The sequence below is a fragment of the Cedecea sp. genome, assembly GCF_036500665.1.
Taxonomy (GTDB): domain Bacteria; phylum Pseudomonadota; class Gammaproteobacteria; order Enterobacterales; family Enterobacteriaceae; genus Cedecea.
On sequence record NZ_DASYBS010000141.1, the window covers coordinates 1 to 21,635 of the forward strand.

A 21,635-nucleotide genomic window follows, 5' to 3' on the forward strand; every position below is an offset into this window, starting at 1 on the left:
CATCGCCACCCAGGAAGTGGTTCAGCTCTACGTTCACGATAATGCCTCTCGTCTGGATCGGCCTTATCAGGAGCTGAAAGCGTTCGAAAAAGTCAAACTGACGGCGGGAGAAGAGAAGCAGGTGTCGTTCAAACTGGATAAACGTGCTTTCTCTTATTTCGACGAAGATAACAATGCCTGGCTGCTGGAGCCTGGCCGCTTTACATTACGAATTGGTAGCTCATCCCGCGATATCCACGCTGAAGTGCCGGTAACGGTCGTCTCTTCAACCCCGGCTTTCTCACTGGATACACCGTGGATTGATGTGCAAACTTATCCGGTGGCCGCCACCATCGTGGCGAAAGTGATTGGCGATGCTGAAACTAACGCGTGGATTGAAGGTACTCCGACGCTGGGAGAGAAGCTGGAATCGGCGCTGAAACTGCAGCCTGCGCTGGCGAAGGACGAATCCAAAAGGGAGCAGGCAAAGAAAGATATTCTGAGCAAAATTAACGCGCTTTAATCATTGATAAAAAGTGAAAATAAATCAGCCAGGCGAACATGTCGGGCTGATTTTTTGGCGTGCGGTTAACAGCGTTGAGAAACTAATTTCTCCAGCGCTTAAAATTCCATGGCAACGGCATGGGCACCCGGTTCAATATTTAAATCCGCACCTGATTACGCCGCACGATACACCACCAGTCGATCCTGAAGGGCGATTTGCGTTATCCAGACAGGCTGTCTGGAGCGGGTACAAGGAGCTAAAAGCCAACCAAGGCAGCGTTAGAGCCAATGGTCAATTGATAGAAGAATTCGATAAGAACCTCGTGGGAAATTTGTACAAACTCTGGAACCGAATGGTCTAGGGTAGCTATGTGCCGCCAGCGGTTCGGCGTATCAAGGTAGCAGATTTTATCTGCAGTCATATTGCCCACTGAGATTTACGGTTTTTCAGGTGATTCACCGAACAGTAGTACGCTGCAGCGTGAGCTAAGGGTCTGTCAGAAAATGGTTTTTTTTCAGCCACACGCATACTCATGGAGTATAAGTTGAGTTAACCCCTTGTATCACCCGGCAGAGCCGGATGATACCTATTTTGAACAGTTAACCTTCTGTAGTTAAATCATAACACTACCTGTACCCTTCTCCCTTGCTTTCAGGCGATAAGCCCAGTTCCCAAAATAATGAGCAGGCGTATACAGTATCCGCCGGCGTTCATTCATCAGTGAGTTGCCAATCACCACTTCACCCGCCACACCGCACAGTGACAGCTGGATGTACGCCATCCCTGCGGCAAGCGGGTCAACGTCGGTCGCTGAAAACCACAGATGGCGGTGTAATGCATAGCCTGCCTGGTTGAGGGTATCTGCAACAGCCAGCACCATGCAACCGGCACCGCATGCGGGTTCGCTGAGGGTGATAAAGGTTTTTTGCTTAAACAGCGTCTTCACATCGCCCAGCAGCACGGAAGCCATCATGACGGAGACATCCCAGGGTGTGAAAAACTGGCCGCGGTATTTATCGCCCAGATCCAGCTGCATAAAAGCCTGCCCCAGAAAGTCACAGAAGCCAGCCTGCAGTCCGTTAACTACGTGTGCCAGCAACTGCGCCATGCGGTTCATATCCGGTTTCTGATAGCTGCCTGCAATCCGCAGGTATTTACGCTCCCGTTCCTCACTGAAGCAGAGCCGGTTTTCCAGCGCGATAACGCTGCAGCTGACAAAATCCTCAAATACCTTATGCCGGTGGTGGTAGCGGGCCGTCTGGTTAAAGAGCGTAATAAAAGCCTTCTCATAGTCAGTCATGCCGGTCATGCGAGTTCTCCATTTATAAAAGGGAAACACGCAGCCCGGCCGGGGGAACGGTGTTCCCCCGGGGGTGTAAATACTGTCGTTATATGAAAAAAGACCACCGTTGTCAGCGGTGGTCATACGTCAGTCAGCAGACCATGATTAACCGGCTGCTGCGCCGGAGGGAACCGGTTCTGACTCCCCGCCGGAGCAGGTCAGGCTGATAACCTCTCCTCCGTGCGCATCGGCCGTTATTCGCCCACTGTCAACGTGTTCGCCGCGGTCGTAGCGGTCGTAACCACTGCGCTGCGCGTCCGGCATGTGCCAGCTATGTTCGACCTGACAGCTGAACTTCTCTGACAGGACCATGATGACCTCGCCGGCTGGCGGATACCACGGCGAGTCAAAGTGCACCGTCAGCGTATTGATACTGTCGCGAACGCACCCGGCGTTATGGCCAGACGGCCATTCAACACCATACTGGCGGCCATACAGTTCAGCCCTTGTCGGCACGTCACGCAGCAAATCGCCGGCCCCGTTCAGCTCGGTCGCCAGACGGGTCGGGATGAGCATCAGCATATCGCACGGCGCGGTATGCTCCGGCATCACCCCAAGGCGTTCCCAGCAGCTGCCGGCATCAACTGCAGCACTTAAGCCGGTGAGGCCAAACCAGTCGGCATACTGGCGGGTGAGCACGTCCGCTATACGCTCCCGTGCCACTGCAGGAATGTTTTCCCACTTCACCGCGTCAATACCCGACTGACGGTAGAGTCGTTCTGTCAGCCGGATTTTTTCCGTCGTCAGCGGCACATCCGCTTTCAGCAGACCGAACCATTGTTCAAAGGCGAGATTTTCCTGTGAGGCAATCCCCGGTTGCGTCAGCAAACCGGGATAAGGGGCGTAAGCACCCGCTTTCACCGTCACCGTTTTCAGTATCCCGGCGCAGCCTGCCAGAAAAAGGCGGCAGCTCTGCTGAATGGCATGGCGATAATCAGGTACCACGCAGCCATTTACCCACTGCTGAAATTCGTCCACAAACACGGACTGCCCGGTGATGATCAAGCGATTGTTGCACCAGTTCGACATGGTGATGACTCCTTTTAACAAAAAAAAGAGGGCACCATCCCGTGAGGAACGATGCCCTCACGGGGGCAGGAAACGCTGCCGGTACGGTCAGTGCTGGTTCAGCACACCCTGCAGGCAAAACGCCTGCAGGGTGTGTCAGTCAGATAAATTTCGCTGGTTATTACCAGGTTGCGATGAAAAACACCACATCCCGCTCAAAGTCCAGCGTGGCGGTACAGTGCGCCGCCCACAGGGCAATCAGCTGGAGCTCCATGCTGAGCGGCTCGCCCGGAACGCAGGCCGGGCTGCCACCAGACGACGGAAACTGACCAGTGCGGATATCGTTGCGCAGTAACGCAAGATGATTACGCGATAAGAAAACCGGCTCCCCATCTTCTACAGTGGTCACCACTTTCAGGCTAATCCAGTGCAGCAGCGCAGGAAAATTATGCAGCTCCACCAGAGGGCCCCGTTCGCGGCTGCTCCCCAGGATGATGTCCGGTGAAGGCTCCACTTCGTGTTCAGGATTAACAGTTTGTTGTGTCACAGAAAAATCCCCTTCAGTCAGTAAAAAAGGGGATTTATCTCCCTGACGGGAAATAAATCCCCTTCAGGGTGTGCAGCTAAACCGTTAACCGCTACCGCGTCTGCGGTGTGCCATAACGGTAACGCAGCGTGGCCAGATGTTTCGCCTGTTTCTCCGCTTCACGCATCGCCTGACGGCGACCCGTAAAAACAGTGGCAGGGCGCTCATACGTTGTCTGACGACAACCGGCAGTGCCGGTGCGGCTCACCAGTTCTGCACCCCATTTCCCGTTATCAAGAGGAAACACGCGGGCGCGGACGCTGTAAGTGCCGCACTGGTTATGGAACCATTCGCCGACGCAGGATGGAGCACTCTGCGTCAGGCGTATTCGCATAAGTGCCTGCCACATAAGGTGCCACAGTGACGCCGACCGGCTGAGGGTTAAAGTTTTCATGGGTATTTCTCCTGTTAAAAAAAGGGAAACACCCTGCCCGACGGGAAAGGGGTTCCCATTGGGTAAAGTCGTTGAAGAATTCTGAAATAATCAGAACATAGTTTTCAGCGTAACCAGCCTGATGGCCTGTTGCCTAGCCGCACGATGTGCATCACGCCAGCGGGTATGCTGACAACGCCAGACAATCTGCGCCGTCTGCACTGATGGTTCAGGTTCAGTTCCCCGATGCAGATAAACCACGCCGTGGAACAGCTCACCATCAAACCAGATAGATGGGTAGAAATGACAAATCCCGCTGGCAGAGCGTAACCAGCCGGTGCGACGGAAATACGCCACCACATGCGGATTACTGGCCACAAAGCGCGTAAACAATGAACGGATAACGTCACCGGGCGCTTTCAGTTCAGTGAAAAAGTCTCTGACAGAGGTACGAAATGTGGGCATACAGTTTTCTCCTGAATGGCAGAGAAACTGCTGCCCGGCAGGGAAGACGTCTCCCTGGGGGGTAATAAACCGGCGAATGCCGGAGTTTTAAGGAACCTTCATCACCGCTGGGTGATCCCTGTTCTCAAAGGTTTAACTGGGGTGCCGCCACATGGGCCTCCTCTTTCAGGCTACGAGGCTATTGGCGATCGCCCGAAGGCATTTCTCACAGACCGCTGAAACTTTGGCTGGCAGTCACCCGAAGGCGCTTCTCACAGACTGCTGAAGCATTAGCTGGTTGTCCGGGGACAACAGGTAAGCCTGTTCATTTTCAAACCACTTAAGATCAGTGTCAAGACGATTTACCAACATTTAGCGTTATAAAAAGCCGCAGCCCTGAGTGAGCTGCGGCTGATACGTTTTATTATATCTATAGGCTCTAATATCCCCGTCCGTCCCAGAATATTAGAGCAGCTAACATGCTATAAAAAATGTTAAAGATAACTCATCCACGGCTTTTTACTGCTGCGTTTAAGATCAGAGAAGCGTTTACAAAAAGGATATAACCCCAAAGAGAGAGCAAGGGTAATAAACCAGACGGTAATAAGCTCAACGCTTCTCGCTATCCCGCCCACAAATAAATCAGCCAAGAGATATGCGCCAAGGATAATATAAAGATGTAACACATAAAAAAATAACGGAACACTACCCAGCACAATGAATGGGCTAATAAGCCTGTTTGCGTTTTTAGAAACACTCTCAATAGCGGCCAGCAATAGCAACCCTGTCCCAATAGTGATCAGCAAAAGATCGACTGAAGGTGGGTATTTGCTAAAATTAAGGAAAGACATAACCATTCGGATAGTATCAGCAGACATCGTCCAGGGGTTAGAATCGCCAAAACGATTAAGCAGCCGCAGTATAATAGAGATGAGTATCATTGCGCCACCAATAGCGCATAACATGCGAGTTCGCCAGGAAGGAGAGCTGTTTTTTGCGAACACCGGTCCCAGCAAATACCCACCGTAGATAACGGCAATCCAGGGAAGGACCGGATATAGTACGTCTATAGTTATGGTGTCAGTCAAGTGCAATACAGCAGGAACCTGATAAAGTACAATCCAGATTTCGCGTAGCCACAAGATATCAGGTATGTTTATCTGTACGACAATATAGGGTAAAACCGTCAGGCAGATTACCAGAAGCAGTTGAATCACTCGGGGAAATAATAACAACCCGGAGAGGATGATCATACTAACACCAATTGCCCATATCACTTGTAGTTGCATTGTGTAACTTTTGTAATAAAGAAAATAAAAATTGCACACTGCAAATTCGAGCATAATCAAAAAAACACCGCGCTTGAGTAAAAATAGCCGGGTTGCTTGTATGTTTTGATATTTCTGGTGATATAACCATGTCGCCAACCCAGTAAGGAAAATGAATATTGGCGCGCAAAAATGTGATATCCAGCGGGTCCAAAATAAAAAAGGCTCTGTCGTATCCACGTTAATTGGATAAGCGAGGGTTTTTTTACTATAAAAAAGACCTCGGACATGATCAAGCAACATGACAAGCATAATCATCCCACGCAATGCATCAATCGAATATATCCTCTGACTAACAGATACCTCCTGTTTTACAAGCGATTTTTTCATTAACCTGTGTCACTTTACTGACATATCGTTAAACCAGTAACGCCTCCCCCTGATTAAGGGGTATAAAGTATTTAGCCTATTTTTACAGAAATGCAAATTGAGTTAGAAACCCTCAGAAAGATCTTTACCCATGCCGGGCATCAAAAACTGATTACTGAAGCCTGAACCATTCCGCACTCAATATTGCAGTTCTCCGACTTGTAGTTATTTTCCCTTATTGTAATTAATAATGTATTACTGGCAAAGGGCTCGCAAATACATTTCAAACCTGACTATTTTAAATACAATAAATATTACTGAATTTGCCGTACCTGTAAAGCATGCGTTAGTTGTCAAAAAATTCAGGGAGACCAATGGGCACACCTGCTAAAAGCAATCTACGCGAACTGAGAAAAAAGGCACATCTGAAGTTTGACTATATCCGGAAAAAAGAAAATACATCCCGTAATCAAGCATGTCTGTGGTTATGCCAGAAGCTAAATTGTAGTATTTGCGAATGTCACATTGGATATTTTGATGAGACCATGTGCATTCGCGTACTGGAAATACTCGACGGGTTTATAGGTGGCAATAATAGTCACTACCCTGAAGATTCTTTTGGAATAATCAGAGTCAGTTATCGCCTGACTGATAATATACATTCTTAATATATGTTCCCCGGCCATCGCCGTGCCCCAAATCAATCGACGTTAACGCAAGAGATTCTTCATCATTAAATCCACATCTGAGATGATATTGCATGGCATCTCTGGCATAACTGTAACGAAAACTATGAGGAGTTTCCATCCCCCCTTTTAAACCGCCATCCCGACGGAGCACATTAATATAATAATCAAGAGAAGATTTAAGGCCTGGTTTATCTATCAACTTACCGTTATGCTCTCTGGAATATGCAAGTGCCGCTTCAACAGCTTCCTTCACTTTCTCAGGCTGAACGACCGTTGTCATTCTGGCCCGCCCTCCTTTAGTGCCAAAAATTACCTTTAGTTTATCATCACCCTTGTCGAGTGATTTTTTCCAGGTCTGCAGCGATTTGACCGATTGTACCGCTTCCTCATTTCTCAGACCAAGATAACGGGATAATCTGGCAGCTGCGGCCACACCACGATCCTTCTTTTCGATCCTGGCAAGGATCTCTCTGTAACGCTCATCAGAAATGGATGCTTTTGTTCCTTTACGGCTGGCCCCGGAAAGCCCCAGAGCTTTATTACTTAACCGCTCGTGACGGGGATCTGCCATCAATGTTTTATCTGCTTTATTGAGCATGCAACGTATAGCCGACATTTCATTTTGCCCTGTTCTCTTTGAAATGCCGTCATCATTACGTCGACTGGCTATATACATTTCAATATGTCTGACTTTCAGTTGTTCCGCAGAACTGATTTGGACGTTCATCGCTGCAAGTCGCGAAGACAGCCGTTCCACGATAAGCGTGTAATCTGAGATTTTTTTAAAACTCCCCCCGGTCTTCCTGATGAGATTGACCAGATCGCGCTTAAGTAGTTTTTCCCGTCTTGACATAATACCGTCTCTTTACTGGACAACACGTTGTTTTCCCCGATGGCACGGCTGTTGAATTGCGCTTCCTGCGGCTTAACGGATATCTGTGCATCGGGAAATGCAAGATGTTGAGGTATCGGGAGGTGTCAAATCAGAGTTGCATACTGATCGCAGCTTTCGCTGTACCTGTTTTCAGGTCGCCCCCAACGTCCCCCTCACAGGACGTTGCCATCGATATCGCGTTAATTATCTCCTTAATAAATAATAAAAAAAGCGCTGACTGATTGTCATAAGCCGTAGTTGAAAGGTTTTGAGACGTAGCCCTACAGGGGCAAACATTCAGCTCAAAAGCGGTCAAAGCGTTTTATCACGTCGGGTCACGTTGTCAGTTGTTAACAAACTGGACGCCAGTACGCGTGAACAGTGCTCTGATTCGTATGCGCTGCGCGCGTCACTTTGTCGTCGTTTTACTCCGACGAAAGTGACGCACGCTCCTCTTCTCCTGATGAGACTCACGTAAGCGGCCAAATGTACCCAATGGCCTTATACGTGCGTTCAAAAGTTGCATCGTCAGCGAGACGTTGTAAAAGATTAAAATAATCAGAATGTTGAAGCAGTCCAGTCCGTCGTTACGTGCTTTGCTGCATGGAAACGTAGAAAGATACGTTGATTGTGAAAGGAAACGTCCCGGGTGGGGACTGATTAGTTATTAAGAAACCTTCATCATCGTAGGATGATCCCTGCTCTCAAAGGTTTAGCAGAGGTACCGCCACTGGGGCATCCTCTTCCTGGCTACGAGGATTTTGTGACCACCCGAAGGCGTTTCTCACAGGTCACATGAAACATTGGATGGCACTCACCCGAAGGCGCCTCTCACAGAGTGCTGAGACATTGGATGGTTGTCGTATGACAACATTACAACGAGAATAGCGTAGCAATTTAGGCTGGCTGGCGTCAATATTTATCATTAGATCATCCCTGTTTTATCTCGATAATCGATTCTGCATTTTTTATATGCTGGTGATAATTTTCCCATGGCACCCCAGGGAAAATATTTCTTTCTCCACTTAGCCATCTTTTAAACAAAGCCGGCTCTTCCAGGGCAAGGAATAATGACCGGCTCATTTCATGGCTATCTATATACAAATTATTTTTATGTGCAGCAAGGGAAAGAATTGTCGAAATTAAACCGGTTTCATACCAGACAGTTCCATCCTGTTCTGGTGAGCCATGACTTTCAATACATTGTGTGTTATTGACTGCAAAAAAAAACGCCTGCATGGTTCTGGTCGATAATCATAAATAACACATTGCCCGGTTTGGCGACCATGAAAGACACATCGGGCTCTATAGTTATCTTTTTTATATTCAGACACCAATCCTGCTCTTTTATTAAGATTTTTACGTATAAAAAATAATTTAGAGCAACTAAATTCCTCTTTCAGCTTTTCAGCTATATAAAACACGCTAGGCGCAATCAGAGATACGTGAAGATAGCAACATCTTGAACATCCTTTATGGCAGACGGATTTTAATCTCTTTGCATTCTTTATATCTTCACTCACCTTATCAGAAACACCAAACCAGTTTTTCACAACAATCAAGGTCTGTCGTTTGCTCTTTATCTTAAAAGCGTTAAAACAGGCAGGATAAAATCTGGAGTGTAATAAATCCATAGGTGCCCCCATATTAATTATGAGTTAATTTCGCCTTCAGCAACTTGCTTGATTTGTAACATCAGATCTTTCAACTCGTTACTTTCCAGACGTTTCTTCGAAGGTGAGCTGTATGTAATATATAGCCGACTGCCGGTACCATTCTTTTCTAATTCAACAACCAGGCGGTCATAATCATTCCAGTCATGCCCCATCTTATAATAACTACCGGGCATAGCTTCCCAGACAGAGTGCGCTTCATCAATCGCCGCAGCACTCCAGATTGTTACGGTTGCGCAGGCTTTCCAGCTCCTGGCTGGAAATAAATTGATAACGTCGCTTCAACCGCGCAGCAGCCGTATCCACATCAACAGGCAGGCGATAATCATGTCGGGCATCCTGTCGTGGGCCACTGTTACCGGCTTTTGTCATCCAGGGCATACCGCCATCATTATTGTTGCCACTGGACAGTCCACCCGCTGACAGGGAGTGAGCTGCGTCACTGATTTTTTTATTAACTGCGGTAATTTCTTCCATCGAACATGCTGTAACCAAAACAGGTGCCATACACGCGAACAAGATTTTTTTCTGAACATCGCCCTTTCCTTGTGTGAACCAGTAGAAACTGATGCATTAATCGCCTATCATCAGGCGATAAGTTCATTTTTTCGTCTATAAAAGACCCCCCCCCCCACAGAAAGAATGGAGATTGTCAATATGCTGGAGAGCAATGAGCAGGCTTACGTTCGCGGGCAGAAAGCAGCTACATACTGGAAACGTCTGAAAAAGGTTGTCTCAACGTGGGATCGGCTGTGTGTGGCTTGGGCGAAAAATCACAAGCTGCCAGCATGGATTGGTCATGTACCTATCGCTTGTTTAGTCGCCGTATCTGCCGTTAGTTGCTTGGCTGGAGGGTTACTATTAACTATTGGAGTTTTGTTTGTTTGGGCATTCTTACTGCTGCCTTCTGTGATGGAATTGTTAAGACCAACTGTAAATGTAAAAGTGACTAATTGGGAAGAAAAAAGCCATAACAGTAATTATGGCTCTAATGGTTCTAACGGATCGGATGGTTCAACAGGTTCTTGACTATTTTCCTCCCGAAGCAACTTTTGAAGCCGCTGCGTCACCAACAAGCCCGCCCGTTTGCTGAGGTTTAGAAGTTCCATCAGAAACCATGCGGGCAAGTTCTCCAATTCGTATTCCTGCCCATGAAAATGCAGCAAGCCAGAGCATCGGCAACACAATAAACATCGTCCCCATCACCAGTTCCATAATCAGATCATCTGAACTGTTCTGAAATCCAGCCACATTCCAGCGACTGTGCGAGTCCGAGCTGAACAGTGCCGTCAGCAGCCAGCTGTCCAGCCAGCGCGCCAGCTCCCACCAGAACGTCAGGAAGTTCAGCGCGAATATTACGAAGGTCACGGTGATCACGGTTTTGTACTCGTAGGCCGCAAATGCCAGGATAAGTGGCAGCATCACGTAAACCGCCATCAGCAGGATGGCCTGAACCATCGGCAGCGCCTGACGCATGGAGTCAAAGGCCGGCCAGGCCGCCAGGCTACCCAGCGCAGTGCCACCCACCGCGGCCACGCGCGTGACGGCGTTATCCAGCGTAAAGTCTGCGTTGCCACCATAACCGGCATAGGCGTGACCGCCCTGGGAGACGGTCAGGTTGACCGGGCTCACCAGGCGACGCACCATTGCCTCGCGGTAATCCTCAGTACCATGGCCAATCATTTTCACTGCCGCCGACATGCGCAGTATGACGTCCGGCTCAACCTGTTTGATTACCCGGGCTTCCAGGCCGGTATCGGCGGCTGACCACCATTCACTGCAGTAAGGATAGCCGCCCCGTCCGGTATTCGGTCGCCCGCTGTCCCGCGCCTCATTCCACGGGAAGCTGGCGCGTGGCGTTTTCGACTGCAGGCTGCTGTAATAGCTGCCGTTCAGGAAGGTTTTCGACCCCAGCCACTCGATATCGCGCAGTGTGCTTTTGTCGGTGGTCTGCCCCTGGTCTCGGTTTTTCCAGGTGTACAGCGCCAGCGCATAGCAGTCGTTAGTGAAATCCTGCAGCTCAGCGGCCAGCGCCGGATTGTTTACCCGGCTGTGCTGCACCTCAAAGCGCACCTGCCGCAGGTCGGGACGGCACGGAATGGTGGCCACCGCCGCCTGGGTAACCCCTTTTGAGAGTTTGTGTACCACCATCCACCATACCGGCACCTTTGCCGTCTGGCCGTTCAGGCTGGAGACGATGTTTGCATACCCGGTGTCCCCAGGCGGCTTCGGGGTCCAGGTGCCGCAGGTCGCCGCACGGCTGCCGTCATACTTAAGGGTGTCCAGGCTGACGTTCAGCAGCGGCACGCAGCAGGCAATCATCACAAAGAATGCGCCGTACAGCAGGTTCTCGATGCGCGGCAGCGACAGCATGCCTTTATTGCCTTCGTCGTCACCTTCCTCCCGCACCTTCAGCCAGATACCCGCCACCTTAAACACCATCGGCAGCACAAACAGCCCGGTGCTCAGCAGCACGCTCCACAGGCCGTTACTCACCACCCAGCCGAGCAACGTCAGGAAGTATTCCAGATAGCTGTTGGTCATCATGACGGTGTTCCTCCGTCGCTCAGCTGCGCGTATTCACACGTCAGGATAAACAGCGCACTGGCGATGGCCATGCGTCGAAGCGGCGCTTTATACTCCGGCCGGCAGCCCGGGGACTGCCAGATTCTCAGGAAGCCCCATGCCAGCGCGGCATAGAGTGCAAACCGCCACGCCAGCCAGCTGTGGCGGGTACTGTGCATCCAGTCGCGCAGCGTGGCGCTCTCCTGCGGATGACCAATACCCCAGTGGGCAATGGTCAGCGTAATGACCATCATGGCCACAAGCAGGGCAGACAGCTTCAGCACGCGCCCGGCTCTGTAACCGAACCATCTGGTCCGGCGGGACGGATGTTGTCTGCTGCCTGTTTTTGATTTACTCATTTCAGTTATCCCTGTCATTATTTGCCCCCTTCAGGCACGGCAAGCTGATTAAACCGGGTATCCGTATTGTCGGTCGCCTGGCGCTGCGGGTTCATGTCAGCGCGGTTGTTCTCCCGCTCAATGATGGTCAGCACTGCGTTACGGGCGATTTCGCGTTTCATCTCCATCTCGTTCTTCAGCGCGGTGATTTCCCGGTCCAGCGCCTCAATGCGGCGGGTGCCTTCTTCGGTGGCTGACTTCAGCGCCGCGGCGTTTGGCTCTGACATGCCGGTGGTTATCATCCGGCGCATGATAAACGCCGTTTCAATGGTGTCGGCCAGCGCCAGCTCGCTGGCCAGGCGGGCAACCAGCGCGGCGTTGTCCGGGTCGCGCTGCAGGGCGCGGATAACCCCGGCAGTGACGCCCAGGCTGCCGGTTTTCAGCTTCGCCAGGTTAGCGGCGGTAGGTTTCTCAGCGCCGTTGACCAGCCGGGCCAGCTGCTCGTTGTTGGCTTTCGTTGCCTCTTCCAGCATCGGGGCAAAGCCGGTACCGGCCACGGTGCTGCCCGCCTGCTCGGTGCCGTCACCGCTGGTGCACTGCGCCGCGTCTTTACAGGTGCGCAGCGAGGTGTCGCCCAGCACCTTCACCACGGCGGCAGCCGCCGCTTCGCTGCTGGCATATTTCGCGCAGGCACCGCCGGTACAGCTGTCGCCGGTGACGCTGGCGGTGCTGGTCACCGGCTGGCTGTTCATCATGTTGTAGCCGGCGGCCACCAGGTCATGGGTGGGTTTGATGGCGGGCTGGCCTGCACCGCCGCGCTTCTGCCCGCCGGTCCAGGTCTGGCCCGACTGCCCGGTGACCTTTTCCGTGGCGTTCATCGAGCGCACCGCGTCCGTGTCGCCGCTGTTCACCAGGCTTTTCACCTCCTCCATCGCCGCCGCCTGGCTCCAGCCGGCGCTGTCGCTCATCGCCACCATGCGCTTCGACAGGTTCTGACAGTTGAGCTGCGCCTTGTCGAAGGCGATGCCGCTCTGCAGCACCCCATTGCTCAGCATTTCATACAGGCCGGGGTTGGCACGCTGGATAATCATCGCGGGAAGGCTGGCCACCGCCCCGGTTGCCCCCTGGATAACGTTGCCCATCAGGCTTTTAAATCCGTCCGTCACCCCGTTGAGCTGGTTGCCAACGGTGGTTTTCAAGTCGAAGTTGCCGCACATCAAATCCGAGCTCCAGCCCAGGTTCATGCCGAGGCGCTGCATATTGCTGCGCGTTGGCGGCTGGGAAATCACCGAGCCACCGCCCAGCGAGTAAAACAGCTTGTCCGACACCGCACCGCTGGCGTTTTTTCCGTAGCCGATATTGCTGTCGTTCACCTGCGGTAGCGACACGTCAAACAGCCTGCCGCTCCCCTCATTGTTATCTGCAAATGCGCCACTGCTGATTACAGTGAACAGCAGGCCGCTCATCACAACAGCCCGGGGCGACAGGCTGCATCGCCCCCGGCATACGCCATTATTTGTGTTTTTCATCACCATAGTTATGACTCCGTTAATAGTCGGAGCTGTAGAGGAAGCGCTGCCCGCGGCGCTGGCAGCAGCTGTAGGGCTGCCACAGGGCAAAGGCGGCGTTCGCATCGGCAGCAGCCGGATGTTCGCCATCAGGAAATACCGCGCAGGACGGGCTGAGCTGCGGCGACAAGCGCTGCCATTTGTGGTTGCGGGTTCCGGTGTTCTCTTTAACTGCATCCGGCGGCCAGTAGCCTTCTGAACGCTGACCCGTCAGCGGCTGATAGACGTGGGGCTGACCGGTACGCGTAATAATGTCGGCCACGCGCTGCGCCACCAGGGCCCCCGCCTTGTCATCATCAACCTGAGTAACAAACCCCGAGCGGGGATAGACGTTGCCCCACATGTTCGCAGCAGCCTGACTGCCCAGCTCGCGCTGCCCCGGAATCAGCGCTTCCGGATATAGCGACTCCGGCATGCCGCTGCGCCATACCAGGCTGTCCAGCGTGCTGAGGAAATAGGGAACAAACGGTGTTGCCGCACTGCGGCACGAGTAGCCGGAGATGCTGCCACCGATTAAAGAGGTCGCCGGATGGCCGAAGGCATCGGCATATTTGAAATGGAGGTTAGTTTTACGCTGGCCGGGCATTTTCAGCGCGCTGTTGCCGCCGCCGGCAGACACGCCCGCCAGCGCACCGGTAATGCTGTTCTCCAGGCCGCCGGTGCTCTGGCTGACCATCGCCATTTCCTGCCAAGGATTGCCGCCCGGGGCGTGGTAGACCGACACCACCGCCTGCGGAATAAAGTGGGTCACTTTGACCGAGGTGCGCACCTTGCAGCCAAACGGCGTGCAGAACAGCCAGTAGCAGATGCCGCTGACGCGCCAGCTGATGCAGGACTGTGACACGGCGCTGGCGACAATCTGCGCGCTGTTGAGCGCCGCCGTCGCGGCCGGTACGCTGGCGGCCGACAGCATGAGGGCGACGCTGAGCGTTCTGAGGTTAAGGTGTGATGAGCCAGGGCATTGCCCGCAGGCCACACAAGAGAAAACGGACCGCATCTCACCATCCTCCCTGCGTGCGCAGGGCAACTGCCTGCGCCACGTCGGCCGTGCCGTATACCACATCGTGGTCATCAAACACCACCGCCGGCAGTTTTTTAATCCCCAGTTCCCGGGCGCGGACCACGGCTCGCCAGGCGGTCGTCAGCTGCCGTTCGTGCTCCCGCCACTGCGGTGAGCGGATAATGGCTTTCGCCTGGCGCGCTGCCTCATCCGGGTCAGAGGGCAGTACCCCGAATATCTGCGCCTGCAGCTGTTCCGAACCGTCAAGATAAATGACGGCCACTGACGCATCCGCGTTGCGCGGGGGATGGTGAGAATCGGTATACAGTACCGTACCGGCGTCAACCGATGCCGGCATCAGCAGAGGGAATAGCGTCAGCAATAAGGGAATTTTCATGACCTGCACTCCTGCGTGGACTGGAGCCACACAGGGTGCAACATTCAGATTTTCAGCACAGCAAAGAAATCTTTACCGGATTGTGATAATTTAATTCCCTGCACAATAAATGGATAATGCCCGCAAGCCTCAATGGAGATAACAGTTGCGCATGAAAAAAATACTTTCCCTTACCCTCGTACTGGCAGCCGCTGGCTGCACCCTCACAGAGGCCGTGGCAAAAAACCAGAGCTGTGAGCAGAGAAAAGAGGTCATCCAGCGTCAGATGAGCTATGCGAAAAAATACAATAACGCACATGAGCTTGCAGGTCTGGAACGCGCCTTATCAGAGGTAAAAAGGAACTGCAGGGATCCATCCTGGCAATACAGCGATGAAGATGACATACGACAAAAAGAGCGTAAGGTTAAGGAGCTTCGCAAAAAGCTGGAGCGTGCAGAGGCCGATCTTGACAATGCCCGTGATGATTAGTTTTCCCGGCAGGTGTACTGAGGGGTAATTACAGGAATGGTGCAAATCATGAAACGACGTTATTTATTTTCCCTGCTTCCCGTGCTGTTCATCATCGGGTGTGCGCAGAAAAACACTGTACCTGAAACTCTTCAGAAAAAACCACTTATGCAGGTTCAGGTCGATTTATCGCCTCAGGCCAGAGAGGCCCTTATACGTGGAAATGAAAGTATTATTGTTTCTGCAAGCTGGTACGGGTGGCCACTCCCGGGAAAAGAAAATGCTGCAGATGATGTCGGACAAATTGATCTCGGTCGCCCGAAAATTCTTCTGCCAGCCAGCGGTGGGGTAGCCCGGTTTGCCCCGACGAGCCTGAAGTCAGAGAGGCTTGACTGGATTAAAGGAGGCGTACAGGTGAACGTCAACGTGTATTCGGCACGACACCACTGGGCGGATAATATTCTCGCCTGTGACGTTATCGATGACGCTTTGTCCGACGTGAGCGGCCAGACTGCCGTTCTGAATTGCTCTCTCATCAGCGAGCGGCAGCCTGGGCGGGTGGTCGGGGGTAATACGAACCACGGAAAATCAACCGGGCTACGTTAAGTGAACGTAACACAGAAAACGCGCTTTGGGTACAGAACTCACCAAAACTGGCGACAACGTACCAGCGCAATTTTAAAAACCTCTGGAATGAATCCACCCCGGTGGAAAAGCACAATTAATTATAATCAAATATTTTGATGGTGTTTTTTTGGTGAGGGCTGTTGGTCGCAGTAGCACAACACTAATCAGCTGCACCTGACGTGCGATGGGAATATTGAAAATTCATTCAATTAGGCAAAATCAGTCATGAAATATCATCTTTCAGAACATTTGAAGCCCTGCATCACAGGGCTTTATCTCTCAGCAGTCCATAAGATAGTGATGCGCCTTACCGGCGCCACTGGCTGCTTTGAATATAGTACATCGTCCCACGGACTTGATGCCAAGGGACGACGCACCGGATAAATCACAGAAAAAATTTTAATTAATTCCAATAACTAACTACAATTTTTTTCTTGTCACCTCTACATATGGTGTATTGCCAACCGGCTTTACTTCTGAAGGATTATTAACACTTTCAGATAATCCTACACGGAAAATACCACCGTCCGGATGCCATTGTTTAATGATTTTGATTGTAACATCTTTATCTTCACCCGCCTTTATTTTCTGATATCCTCCAAACGTGCCCCATCTGCCTGTATCAGGATCTTTAACCTGAGTGAAAAGCCAGGTATCACGATCAGCCAGCCCACTAACTACAATCTTAAATCCTGACTCCGCGTCCTCTGGGGTCATAACACTTGAGGTCCTTTCATCAAGTAAAACATCGCCATTTTCCGGAAGATAACTTGTATGCATAAAGGATGCTGGCCCTTCAATCTGATTGCTGTTTTCTGCATGGCTGATTCCAAGAGACCATCTCTGAAATATTTTTTGCCATGGATAATCCGGAGATGACAGCATGTCAGGTGAAATATAAACACTCCCTTTATCAGGCATACTTGCTGTTACCAGAACTTTAGCTGCAATATGACTGAAATCTGATTTTTTTTCTCCTGTCATTAACATAATCCATCGTTCTGGTTTTTCCGAACCACGATCCGATACATCATAGTTAATATGCATCCCTTCCTTTACTATTTTACTGCCCTCCTGAAAATATTTTGTCGTAGCCATATCTGGTAATCGGCATAATTTTTCAGGGGTAGAAGATGAAGGATCCGTTGTTTCACAGCTGGCTTTTGGAACGACTCTCACCAGACTGACTTGTGCCGCAGCAACATCTTCAGGGGTCTCCTTCCATGAGGGCTCTATAAAATATGGATTATCCTCGCAATACTGAAGTTGTTTTTTTATATAAAAACAAGCCTGCTTAATAAACTTTCCCTTTACCCCTCCAGCAAATGAAATCTCTGCCTCTCCGGTATCGGCTGGCTTGCCAATTGACAGTTCCTGATTAATTCCTCCTGGCGCATATATTTCATACACCCATCCTTCACCCTGAGGCTTTGTCCATTCAAGTGCTCCTATTGCAATTTCCTTCTTTGTCGAAGTACTCACAAAAACTGAACGAAAAGAGTCAGTTTTATGGCAGCGCCAGTCGTGATCCCGCTCGGCATCAGTGTATCCATTTGCGATACCTTTTGGGATCATCCCATTTTTGAATGCATCAAGCCCTTCATTTCTTGTATCACCACGCCATAAAACATTTTGATCGGTTCGCCATATTAGTTCAGGTTCTTTTTCCGATGCGCGGGAAAAGTTGATATTATCATTACAGTCCGGATAGTAGCCAGAAGAATCCCATGCATATGCCGCAGGCATAATTGACAACAACACTGGTATAAGGAGTAGTTTTTTTTGAGGCATAATTTTAACATCCATATTAAATAGTTAATTTTAAGCGTTAAGAGATTTATGGTAATATCTCAAATGGAATATATACTTCGCATGCAACCTTGAAATTGTTTTTAAGCAAACTTAAGTGTAATTAAAATCAAAGAATATTCATTTTCTGTAAGCGTGACGAGACATTCAGCCATTGAAACTCGTGTTCGACCTCCCTCAGTCGTTCTGTAGAACAAGATCGGGGAGCATGGAACTATTGTAAAGATGGAATAAAAATGAACAGCGGTCTGATAATTTTGTCTTAACTTCAAAAATTTTTCTCCTCAGACGCATCTCACCCCGGAGAGGGTCGAAGTAGAAATTCTCCTCCTGTTCTTTACACAATGCAGCATCATCTCAATTTTTTGATAACGTCATCACGTGAATGCGCATTTTGTAACTTCGTTTCCCTGGGCCTGTATGGCAGGTTTACACTGGCCTCTAAAGGCCGGAACGACGGAGTCCGTCTGTAACGCTGCAACGTCCTTGCGCTGGATGTTGAACAACGCGTTGATTAAACAATGCGGAGGGCGGGCTACGGGTGACGAAACTCTATCGTTAGTTCTGATCCCATCCGTAGAGTGTAATAAGGTGCCGCCGCGGGACCGAAAACCTGTTCAGGCGGCTTAGTCATTCTGATGATTATTTGATTGCCCTGCAATCTGAAGGGCAACTCAATACTCAGCCCCAGATAATTATTAAATATCCGGGCGAGTTTACGCTTTATGTCGATATTAACCGATGTCGTGCTCTTCGCCGTCTGGTGCTTGCGCGTGATGCTGTCATAAACATCCACGGTCGTGTTTCTGAGGATAATAGTGGTGCCGTCGGCATCCTCTTTCCTGACGCAGGTTCCGGCGCTGAGAGCGTTCAGAGTGGCTTTGTTCACGGGGTACCCACCGGGCTCACGATCCACAATAAAATGGCGGAAGCTGGCCTTACAGGGCTGCGCGGGGACAGCAAGAACTACAGAGGGTAAAAACAACCCGGCCAGTAACAGAATTTTTGGAACAAACATGACTCCTCCATTGTTATTTATGGCCGCCGCTCCGCACCTGCTGATTGCCAGCTTGTCCGGCATGGCAACCTGTTGCGCTGAGTTCGTCCTCACTCAGGGTCCGAAGTAATGATAGGCGAAAACTGCCCGGATGCTCCCGATAATGACAGGGTCAACTGACCGCCACCAGTCAGAATTCTATCTGAGCACCCAGTTCAATGACCCGGTTAGGGGGGATACGAAATAGCTCTGGTGCCCGCAATGAATTACGCTGCAGGGCCTGGAATACCCTGCCTCGTATTCGCAGATACCAGGGACGCCTGCCCAGGACCAGGGTATCGCGCGACAGGAAGAACGACGTTTCATTCATGCTGAAACTCAGTCCCTCCAGACCACACCGGTAAAGAATGTCCGTCACATCCGGGGTTTCACGCCATCCATAGCGGGCAACCACCCGCCAGAAACTCGGAGATAACTGCTCAATGGTGACACGTTTTACATTGTGTACATACGGGGCATCAGCGGTCGCGACGGTCAGCAGTACAATACGTTCATGCAGTACCTTGTTATGCTTGAGATTGTGTAATAACACCAGTGGTAAGGCATAAGGCGTACGCTCCATCAACACGGCAGTACCGGATACGCGCTGCTGTGGCGTAGTTTCCAGGGAGTTTATTAATGCAGTGAACCCTTCCTGGTTATCACGCAGACGATGGATAAGCCGCGAACGTTCTGACTTCCAGGTCAGCATAAGCAACAGAATAATGAGTCCCAGCGCGACCGGAAGCCAGCCGCCGGACACCAGCTTGATCAGATTGGCACCAAACAGGGGAATATCAATCACCAGCATGGCCAGCAACATGATGAGACCCCAGTGACGAGGCCAGCCCCAGTTTTTTACCGCCACAATGCTCAGCAGTATTGACGTCAGCGCCATGGTTCCGGTGACAACAATACCGTAGGCAGAGGCCAGGTTGCCGGAATGCTTAAAACTGATGATAACAATAAGCACTGCTGCGTAGAGCAGCCAGTTCACTGTCGGGATATAAATCTGGCCAGATTCCTGATCTGAAGTATAGATAATCCGCATGGGAGGAAGATACCCCAGGCGAACCGCCTGACGGGTCAGTGAAAATACGCCGGAAATCACCGCCTGAGAGGCGATCACCGTCGCCAGGGTAGCAATTAACAATAAAGGGATAAGCGCCCATTGTGGTGCCAGCAGGAAGAACGGATTATCTATTGCCGTCGGGTCGACAAGCAACAACGCCCCCTGTCCAAAATAATTCAGCACCAGCGAGGGCCCCACTAACGTAAACCAGGCAATCCGGATCGGTTTTTTGCCAAAATGGCCCATATCGGCGTACAACGCTTCCGCGCCGGTTACCGACAGAACCACCATCCCGAGAGCAAAAAATGATACTGCTTTATATTCGAAAAAGAAATTCACGGCCCAGTAAGGGTTCATCGCCTGCAGGATCTGCGGATGACGCAGGATCCCCCCAATGCCCAGTAATGCCAGCGTAAGAAACCAGAGTACCATCACCGGCGCAAACAGTTTACCGACACTGCCAGTGCCATGTTTTTGAATGGCAAACAGGACCGTCAGCACGATAAGTGCCAGGGGAATAATCAGGTGATCCAGTGAAGGGGCAATGATCTCCAGACCTTCAATCGCGGAAAGTACCGAGATTGCCGGGGTGATCACCCCATCCCCATAGAAGAAGCTGCCACCGACCAGGCCAAGAAATATGCTTGCCGGCACCCATCGTTTGTCCAGCTTCCGTACCGCCAGTGACATCAGTGTCAGAATACCGCCTTCGCCATCACTGTCGGCACGCATGACAACGCAGATATACTTTATTGATACCACCAGTACCAGCAGCCAGAAGATAAGCGACAAAAAACCAAAGATAGCGCTATGGCTCAGGGAAATCCCTTTTTCGCTGGTCAGACATTCACGCAGGGTATACAACGGACTGGTGCCTATATCACCGTACACGACGCCAATAGCGGCCAGGGTTACCGCCGGTAATGGCTGTTTTTTTGCGTGCATAATCAGATTTCCGGAAAGAGTGTTCTGGCATTATAGATGCAGAAAAGGCATTTCAGGAAAGTACATTGCCTTACTCTCTCGTCCTGGACGCAGCTAACTGAACCTTCACGGAGGCTGTCGCAAAAAACCAAAGCTGTGAGCAAAGAAAAGAGCCATCCAGTGTCAGATTTACAACGCGAAAAAATACAATAACGCGTATGAGCTTGCGGGTTTGAAACGCGCTCTATCCCCAGTAAAAAAGAATTGTACGGCTCAATCATACCGACAAGACGATGACATCCGGCTAAAAGACCTTCGCAAAAAACTGAAACGCGTACAAGTCGAGCCTGATGAGGACCGGGGTGACTAGTTTTCCGGGTGCGTTCCCGCTGGATACGTTTAAGAGAACAACTACCTGAGCCAGATTAAGAAAGGCGGCGCAGTGTAAATTGCCGCCCCATTGCTAATTACTTCTTATCACTTTCGTCCGCAGCATCACCTGATTTTTCATGCGCCGCTTTTGAAGCATCTTTGGCTTTATCAGACTCATCTTTCGCTTCTTTGTGCTTACCCTCTTTATGAAGCTTTGCCGCCATTTTATGGTGCTTCGCAGCCATTTCGTGCTGAGTTGCCGCATCTTCGTGTGTAGTAGCTGCATCTGCCGCAATACTGGCGAAAGAAACAACGCTAAGAGCGAGTACAGAAGTTACCAGGATTTTTTTGAACATAATGTTTCCTTTC

General features: G+C 50.8%; 23 protein-coding genes and 2 pseudogenes. 6 read left to right on the plus strand and 19 right to left on the minus strand.

Annotation, left to right across the window (positions count from 1 at the left end):
• The coding region (locus VGM55_RS22490; RefSeq protein WP_331636756.1) for a fibronectin type III-like domain-contianing protein at positions 1 to 502 on the plus strand (502 nt) is incomplete at its 5' end.
• Positions 503 to 1,097: 595 nt separating this feature from the next.
• On the opposite strand, the gene VGM55_RS22495 is transcribed toward VGM55_RS22490, so the two are convergent.
• The 6 genes from VGM55_RS22495 to VGM55_RS22520 all read right to left on the minus strand — a co-directional run bounded on the left by VGM55_RS22495 (position 1,098) and on the right by VGM55_RS22520 (position 5,895).
• Positions 1,098 to 1,793 carry an N-6 DNA methylase gene (locus VGM55_RS22495; RefSeq protein ID WP_331636757.1) on the minus strand — a complete coding sequence of 232 codons (696 nt, stop codon included), beginning with the start codon at positions 1,791 to 1,793 and terminating at the stop codon, positions 1,098 to 1,100.
• A 138-nt stretch (positions 1,794 to 1,931) separates the two neighbouring features.
• Positions 1,932 to 2,855: a DUF1281 domain-containing protein gene (locus VGM55_RS22500; RefSeq protein ID WP_331636758.1), complete on the minus strand. Its 924-nt coding sequence runs from the start codon at positions 2,853 to 2,855 to the stop codon at positions 1,932 to 1,934.
• 160 nt (positions 2,856 to 3,015) lie between these two features.
• On the minus strand, positions 3,016 to 3,381 hold the full coding sequence (locus VGM55_RS22505) for a hypothetical protein (protein ID WP_331636759.1): 366 nt from the start codon (positions 3,379 to 3,381) through the stop codon (positions 3,016 to 3,018).
• Positions 3,382 to 3,472: 91 nt separating this feature from the next.
• Positions 3,473 to 3,814, minus strand: a complete 342-nt coding sequence (locus VGM55_RS22510; RefSeq protein ID WP_331636760.1) for a hypothetical protein — start codon at positions 3,812 to 3,814, stop codon at positions 3,473 to 3,475.
• Between the two features lie 90 nt (positions 3,815 to 3,904).
• The gene (locus VGM55_RS22515; protein ID WP_331636761.1) at positions 3,905 to 4,258 is read right to left on the minus strand and encodes a hypothetical protein; all 354 of its coding nucleotides are present in this window, start codon (positions 4,256 to 4,258) and stop codon (positions 3,905 to 3,907) included.
• A gap of 473 nt (positions 4,259 to 4,731) precedes the next feature.
• Entirely contained in the window at positions 4,732 to 5,895 is a 1,164-nt protein-coding gene (locus VGM55_RS22520) for a DUF1624 domain-containing protein (protein ID WP_331636762.1), read from the minus strand.
• Between the two features lie 329 nt (positions 5,896 to 6,224).
• Here VGM55_RS22520 and VGM55_RS27530 point away from each other — a divergent pair, with 329 nt between their 5' ends.
• Complete coding sequence (locus tag VGM55_RS27530) at positions 6,225 to 6,542, plus strand: zinc-finger-containing protein (RefSeq protein WP_414648305.1); 318 nt, start codon at positions 6,225 to 6,227, stop codon at positions 6,540 to 6,542.
• On the opposite strand, the gene VGM55_RS22525 is transcribed toward VGM55_RS27530, so the two are convergent.
• The 4 genes and pseudogenes from VGM55_RS22525 to VGM55_RS22540 form a co-directional block, all read right to left on the minus strand.
• A complete protein-coding gene (locus VGM55_RS22525) occupies positions 6,508 to 7,416 on the minus strand; it encodes an integrase domain-containing protein (RefSeq protein ID WP_331636763.1) in 909 nt (302 codons plus the stop codon). The two genes, VGM55_RS27530 and VGM55_RS22525, sit on opposite strands and share 35 nt — an antisense overlap.
• A gap of 951 nt (positions 7,417 to 8,367) precedes the next feature.
• The gene (locus VGM55_RS22530) at positions 8,368 to 8,676 is read right to left on the minus strand and encodes a hypothetical protein (protein ID WP_331636869.1); all 309 of its coding nucleotides are present in this window, start codon (positions 8,674 to 8,676) and stop codon (positions 8,368 to 8,370) included.
• Entirely contained in the window at positions 8,580 to 9,083 is a 504-nt protein-coding gene (locus VGM55_RS22535) for a YkgJ family cysteine cluster protein (protein WP_331636764.1), read from the minus strand. The genes VGM55_RS22530 and VGM55_RS22535 overlap by 97 nt, the downstream gene beginning before the upstream one ends.
• A gap of 5 nt (positions 9,084 to 9,088) precedes the next feature.
• Positions 9,089 to 9,617 (minus strand): annotated as a pseudogene (locus VGM55_RS22540) (hypothetical protein).
• A gap of 150 nt (positions 9,618 to 9,767) precedes the next feature.
• Here VGM55_RS22540 and VGM55_RS22545 point away from each other — a divergent pair.
• Entirely contained in the window at positions 9,768 to 10,139 is a 372-nt protein-coding gene (locus tag VGM55_RS22545; RefSeq protein ID WP_331636765.1) for a hypothetical protein, read from the plus strand.
• Here the strand turns inward: VGM55_RS22545 and VGM55_RS22550 are convergent, their stop codons facing one another.
• From VGM55_RS22550 to VGM55_RS22570, 5 genes are all read right to left on the minus strand, one after another.
• Positions 10,140 to 11,657, minus strand: coding sequence for a conjugal transfer protein TraG N-terminal domain-containing protein (locus VGM55_RS22550; protein ID WP_331636766.1), 1,518 nt, complete (start codon positions 11,655 to 11,657; stop codon positions 10,140 to 10,142). It lies immediately after the preceding gene.
• The gene (locus VGM55_RS22555; protein WP_331636767.1) at positions 11,654 to 12,034 is read right to left on the minus strand and encodes a hypothetical protein; all 381 of its coding nucleotides are present in this window, start codon (positions 12,032 to 12,034) and stop codon (positions 11,654 to 11,656) included. The genes VGM55_RS22550 and VGM55_RS22555 overlap by 4 nt, the downstream gene beginning before the upstream one ends.
• A 17-nt stretch (positions 12,035 to 12,051) precedes the next feature.
• On the minus strand, positions 12,052 to 13,542 hold the full coding sequence (locus tag VGM55_RS22560; RefSeq protein ID WP_331636768.1) for an integrating conjugative element protein: 1,491 nt from the start codon (positions 13,540 to 13,542) through the stop codon (positions 12,052 to 12,054).
• 19 nt (positions 13,543 to 13,561) lie between these two features.
• Entirely contained in the window at positions 13,562 to 14,494 is a 933-nt protein-coding gene (locus tag VGM55_RS22565; protein WP_331636864.1) for a TIGR03756 family integrating conjugative element protein, read from the minus strand.
• Between the two features lie 85 nt (positions 14,495 to 14,579).
• Positions 14,580 to 14,978, minus strand: a complete 399-nt coding sequence (locus tag VGM55_RS22570; RefSeq protein ID WP_331636770.1) for a TIGR03757 family integrating conjugative element protein — start codon at positions 14,976 to 14,978, stop codon at positions 14,580 to 14,582.
• 151 nt (positions 14,979 to 15,129) lie between these two features.
• On the opposite strand from VGM55_RS22570, the gene VGM55_RS22575 reads away from it, so the two are divergent.
• Together VGM55_RS22575 and VGM55_RS22580 are read left to right on the plus strand one after the other, a co-directional pair.
• Complete coding sequence (locus VGM55_RS22575) at positions 15,130 to 15,447, plus strand: DUF1090 family protein (RefSeq protein WP_331636771.1); 318 nt, start codon at positions 15,130 to 15,132, stop codon at positions 15,445 to 15,447.
• A gap of 48 nt (positions 15,448 to 15,495) precedes the next feature.
• A complete protein-coding gene (locus tag VGM55_RS22580) occupies positions 15,496 to 16,032 on the plus strand; it encodes a hypothetical protein (RefSeq protein WP_331636772.1) in 537 nt (178 codons plus the stop codon).
• Positions 16,033 to 16,473: 441 nt separating this feature from the next.
• On the opposite strand, the gene VGM55_RS22585 is transcribed toward VGM55_RS22580, so the two are convergent.
• From VGM55_RS22585 to kup, 3 genes are all read right to left on the minus strand, one after another.
• Positions 16,474 to 17,844, minus strand: coding sequence for a scabin-related ADP-ribosyltransferase (locus VGM55_RS22585; RefSeq protein WP_331636773.1), 1,371 nt, complete (start codon positions 17,842 to 17,844; stop codon positions 16,474 to 16,476).
• 553 nt (positions 17,845 to 18,397) lie between these two features.
• Positions 18,398 to 18,880, minus strand: coding sequence for a hypothetical protein (locus VGM55_RS22590; RefSeq protein ID WP_331636774.1), 483 nt, complete (start codon positions 18,878 to 18,880; stop codon positions 18,398 to 18,400).
• A 169-nt stretch (positions 18,881 to 19,049) separates the two neighbouring features.
• The gene (gene kup / locus VGM55_RS22595) at positions 19,050 to 20,918 is read right to left on the minus strand and encodes a low affinity potassium transporter Kup (protein WP_414648307.1); all 1,869 of its coding nucleotides are present in this window, start codon (positions 20,916 to 20,918) and stop codon (positions 19,050 to 19,052) included.
• Between the two features lie 148 nt (positions 20,919 to 21,066).
• Here kup and VGM55_RS27535 point away from each other — a divergent pair.
• Positions 21,067 to 21,264: pseudogene (locus VGM55_RS27535) on the plus strand (DUF1090 family protein); the annotation flags it as partial.
• 97 nt (positions 21,265 to 21,361) lie between these two features.
• Here the strand turns inward: VGM55_RS27535 and VGM55_RS22600 are convergent.
• Entirely contained in the window at positions 21,362 to 21,622 is a 261-nt protein-coding gene (locus VGM55_RS22600; protein ID WP_159465196.1) for a hypothetical protein, read from the minus strand.
• Positions 21,623 to 21,635 lie beyond the last annotated feature (13 nt).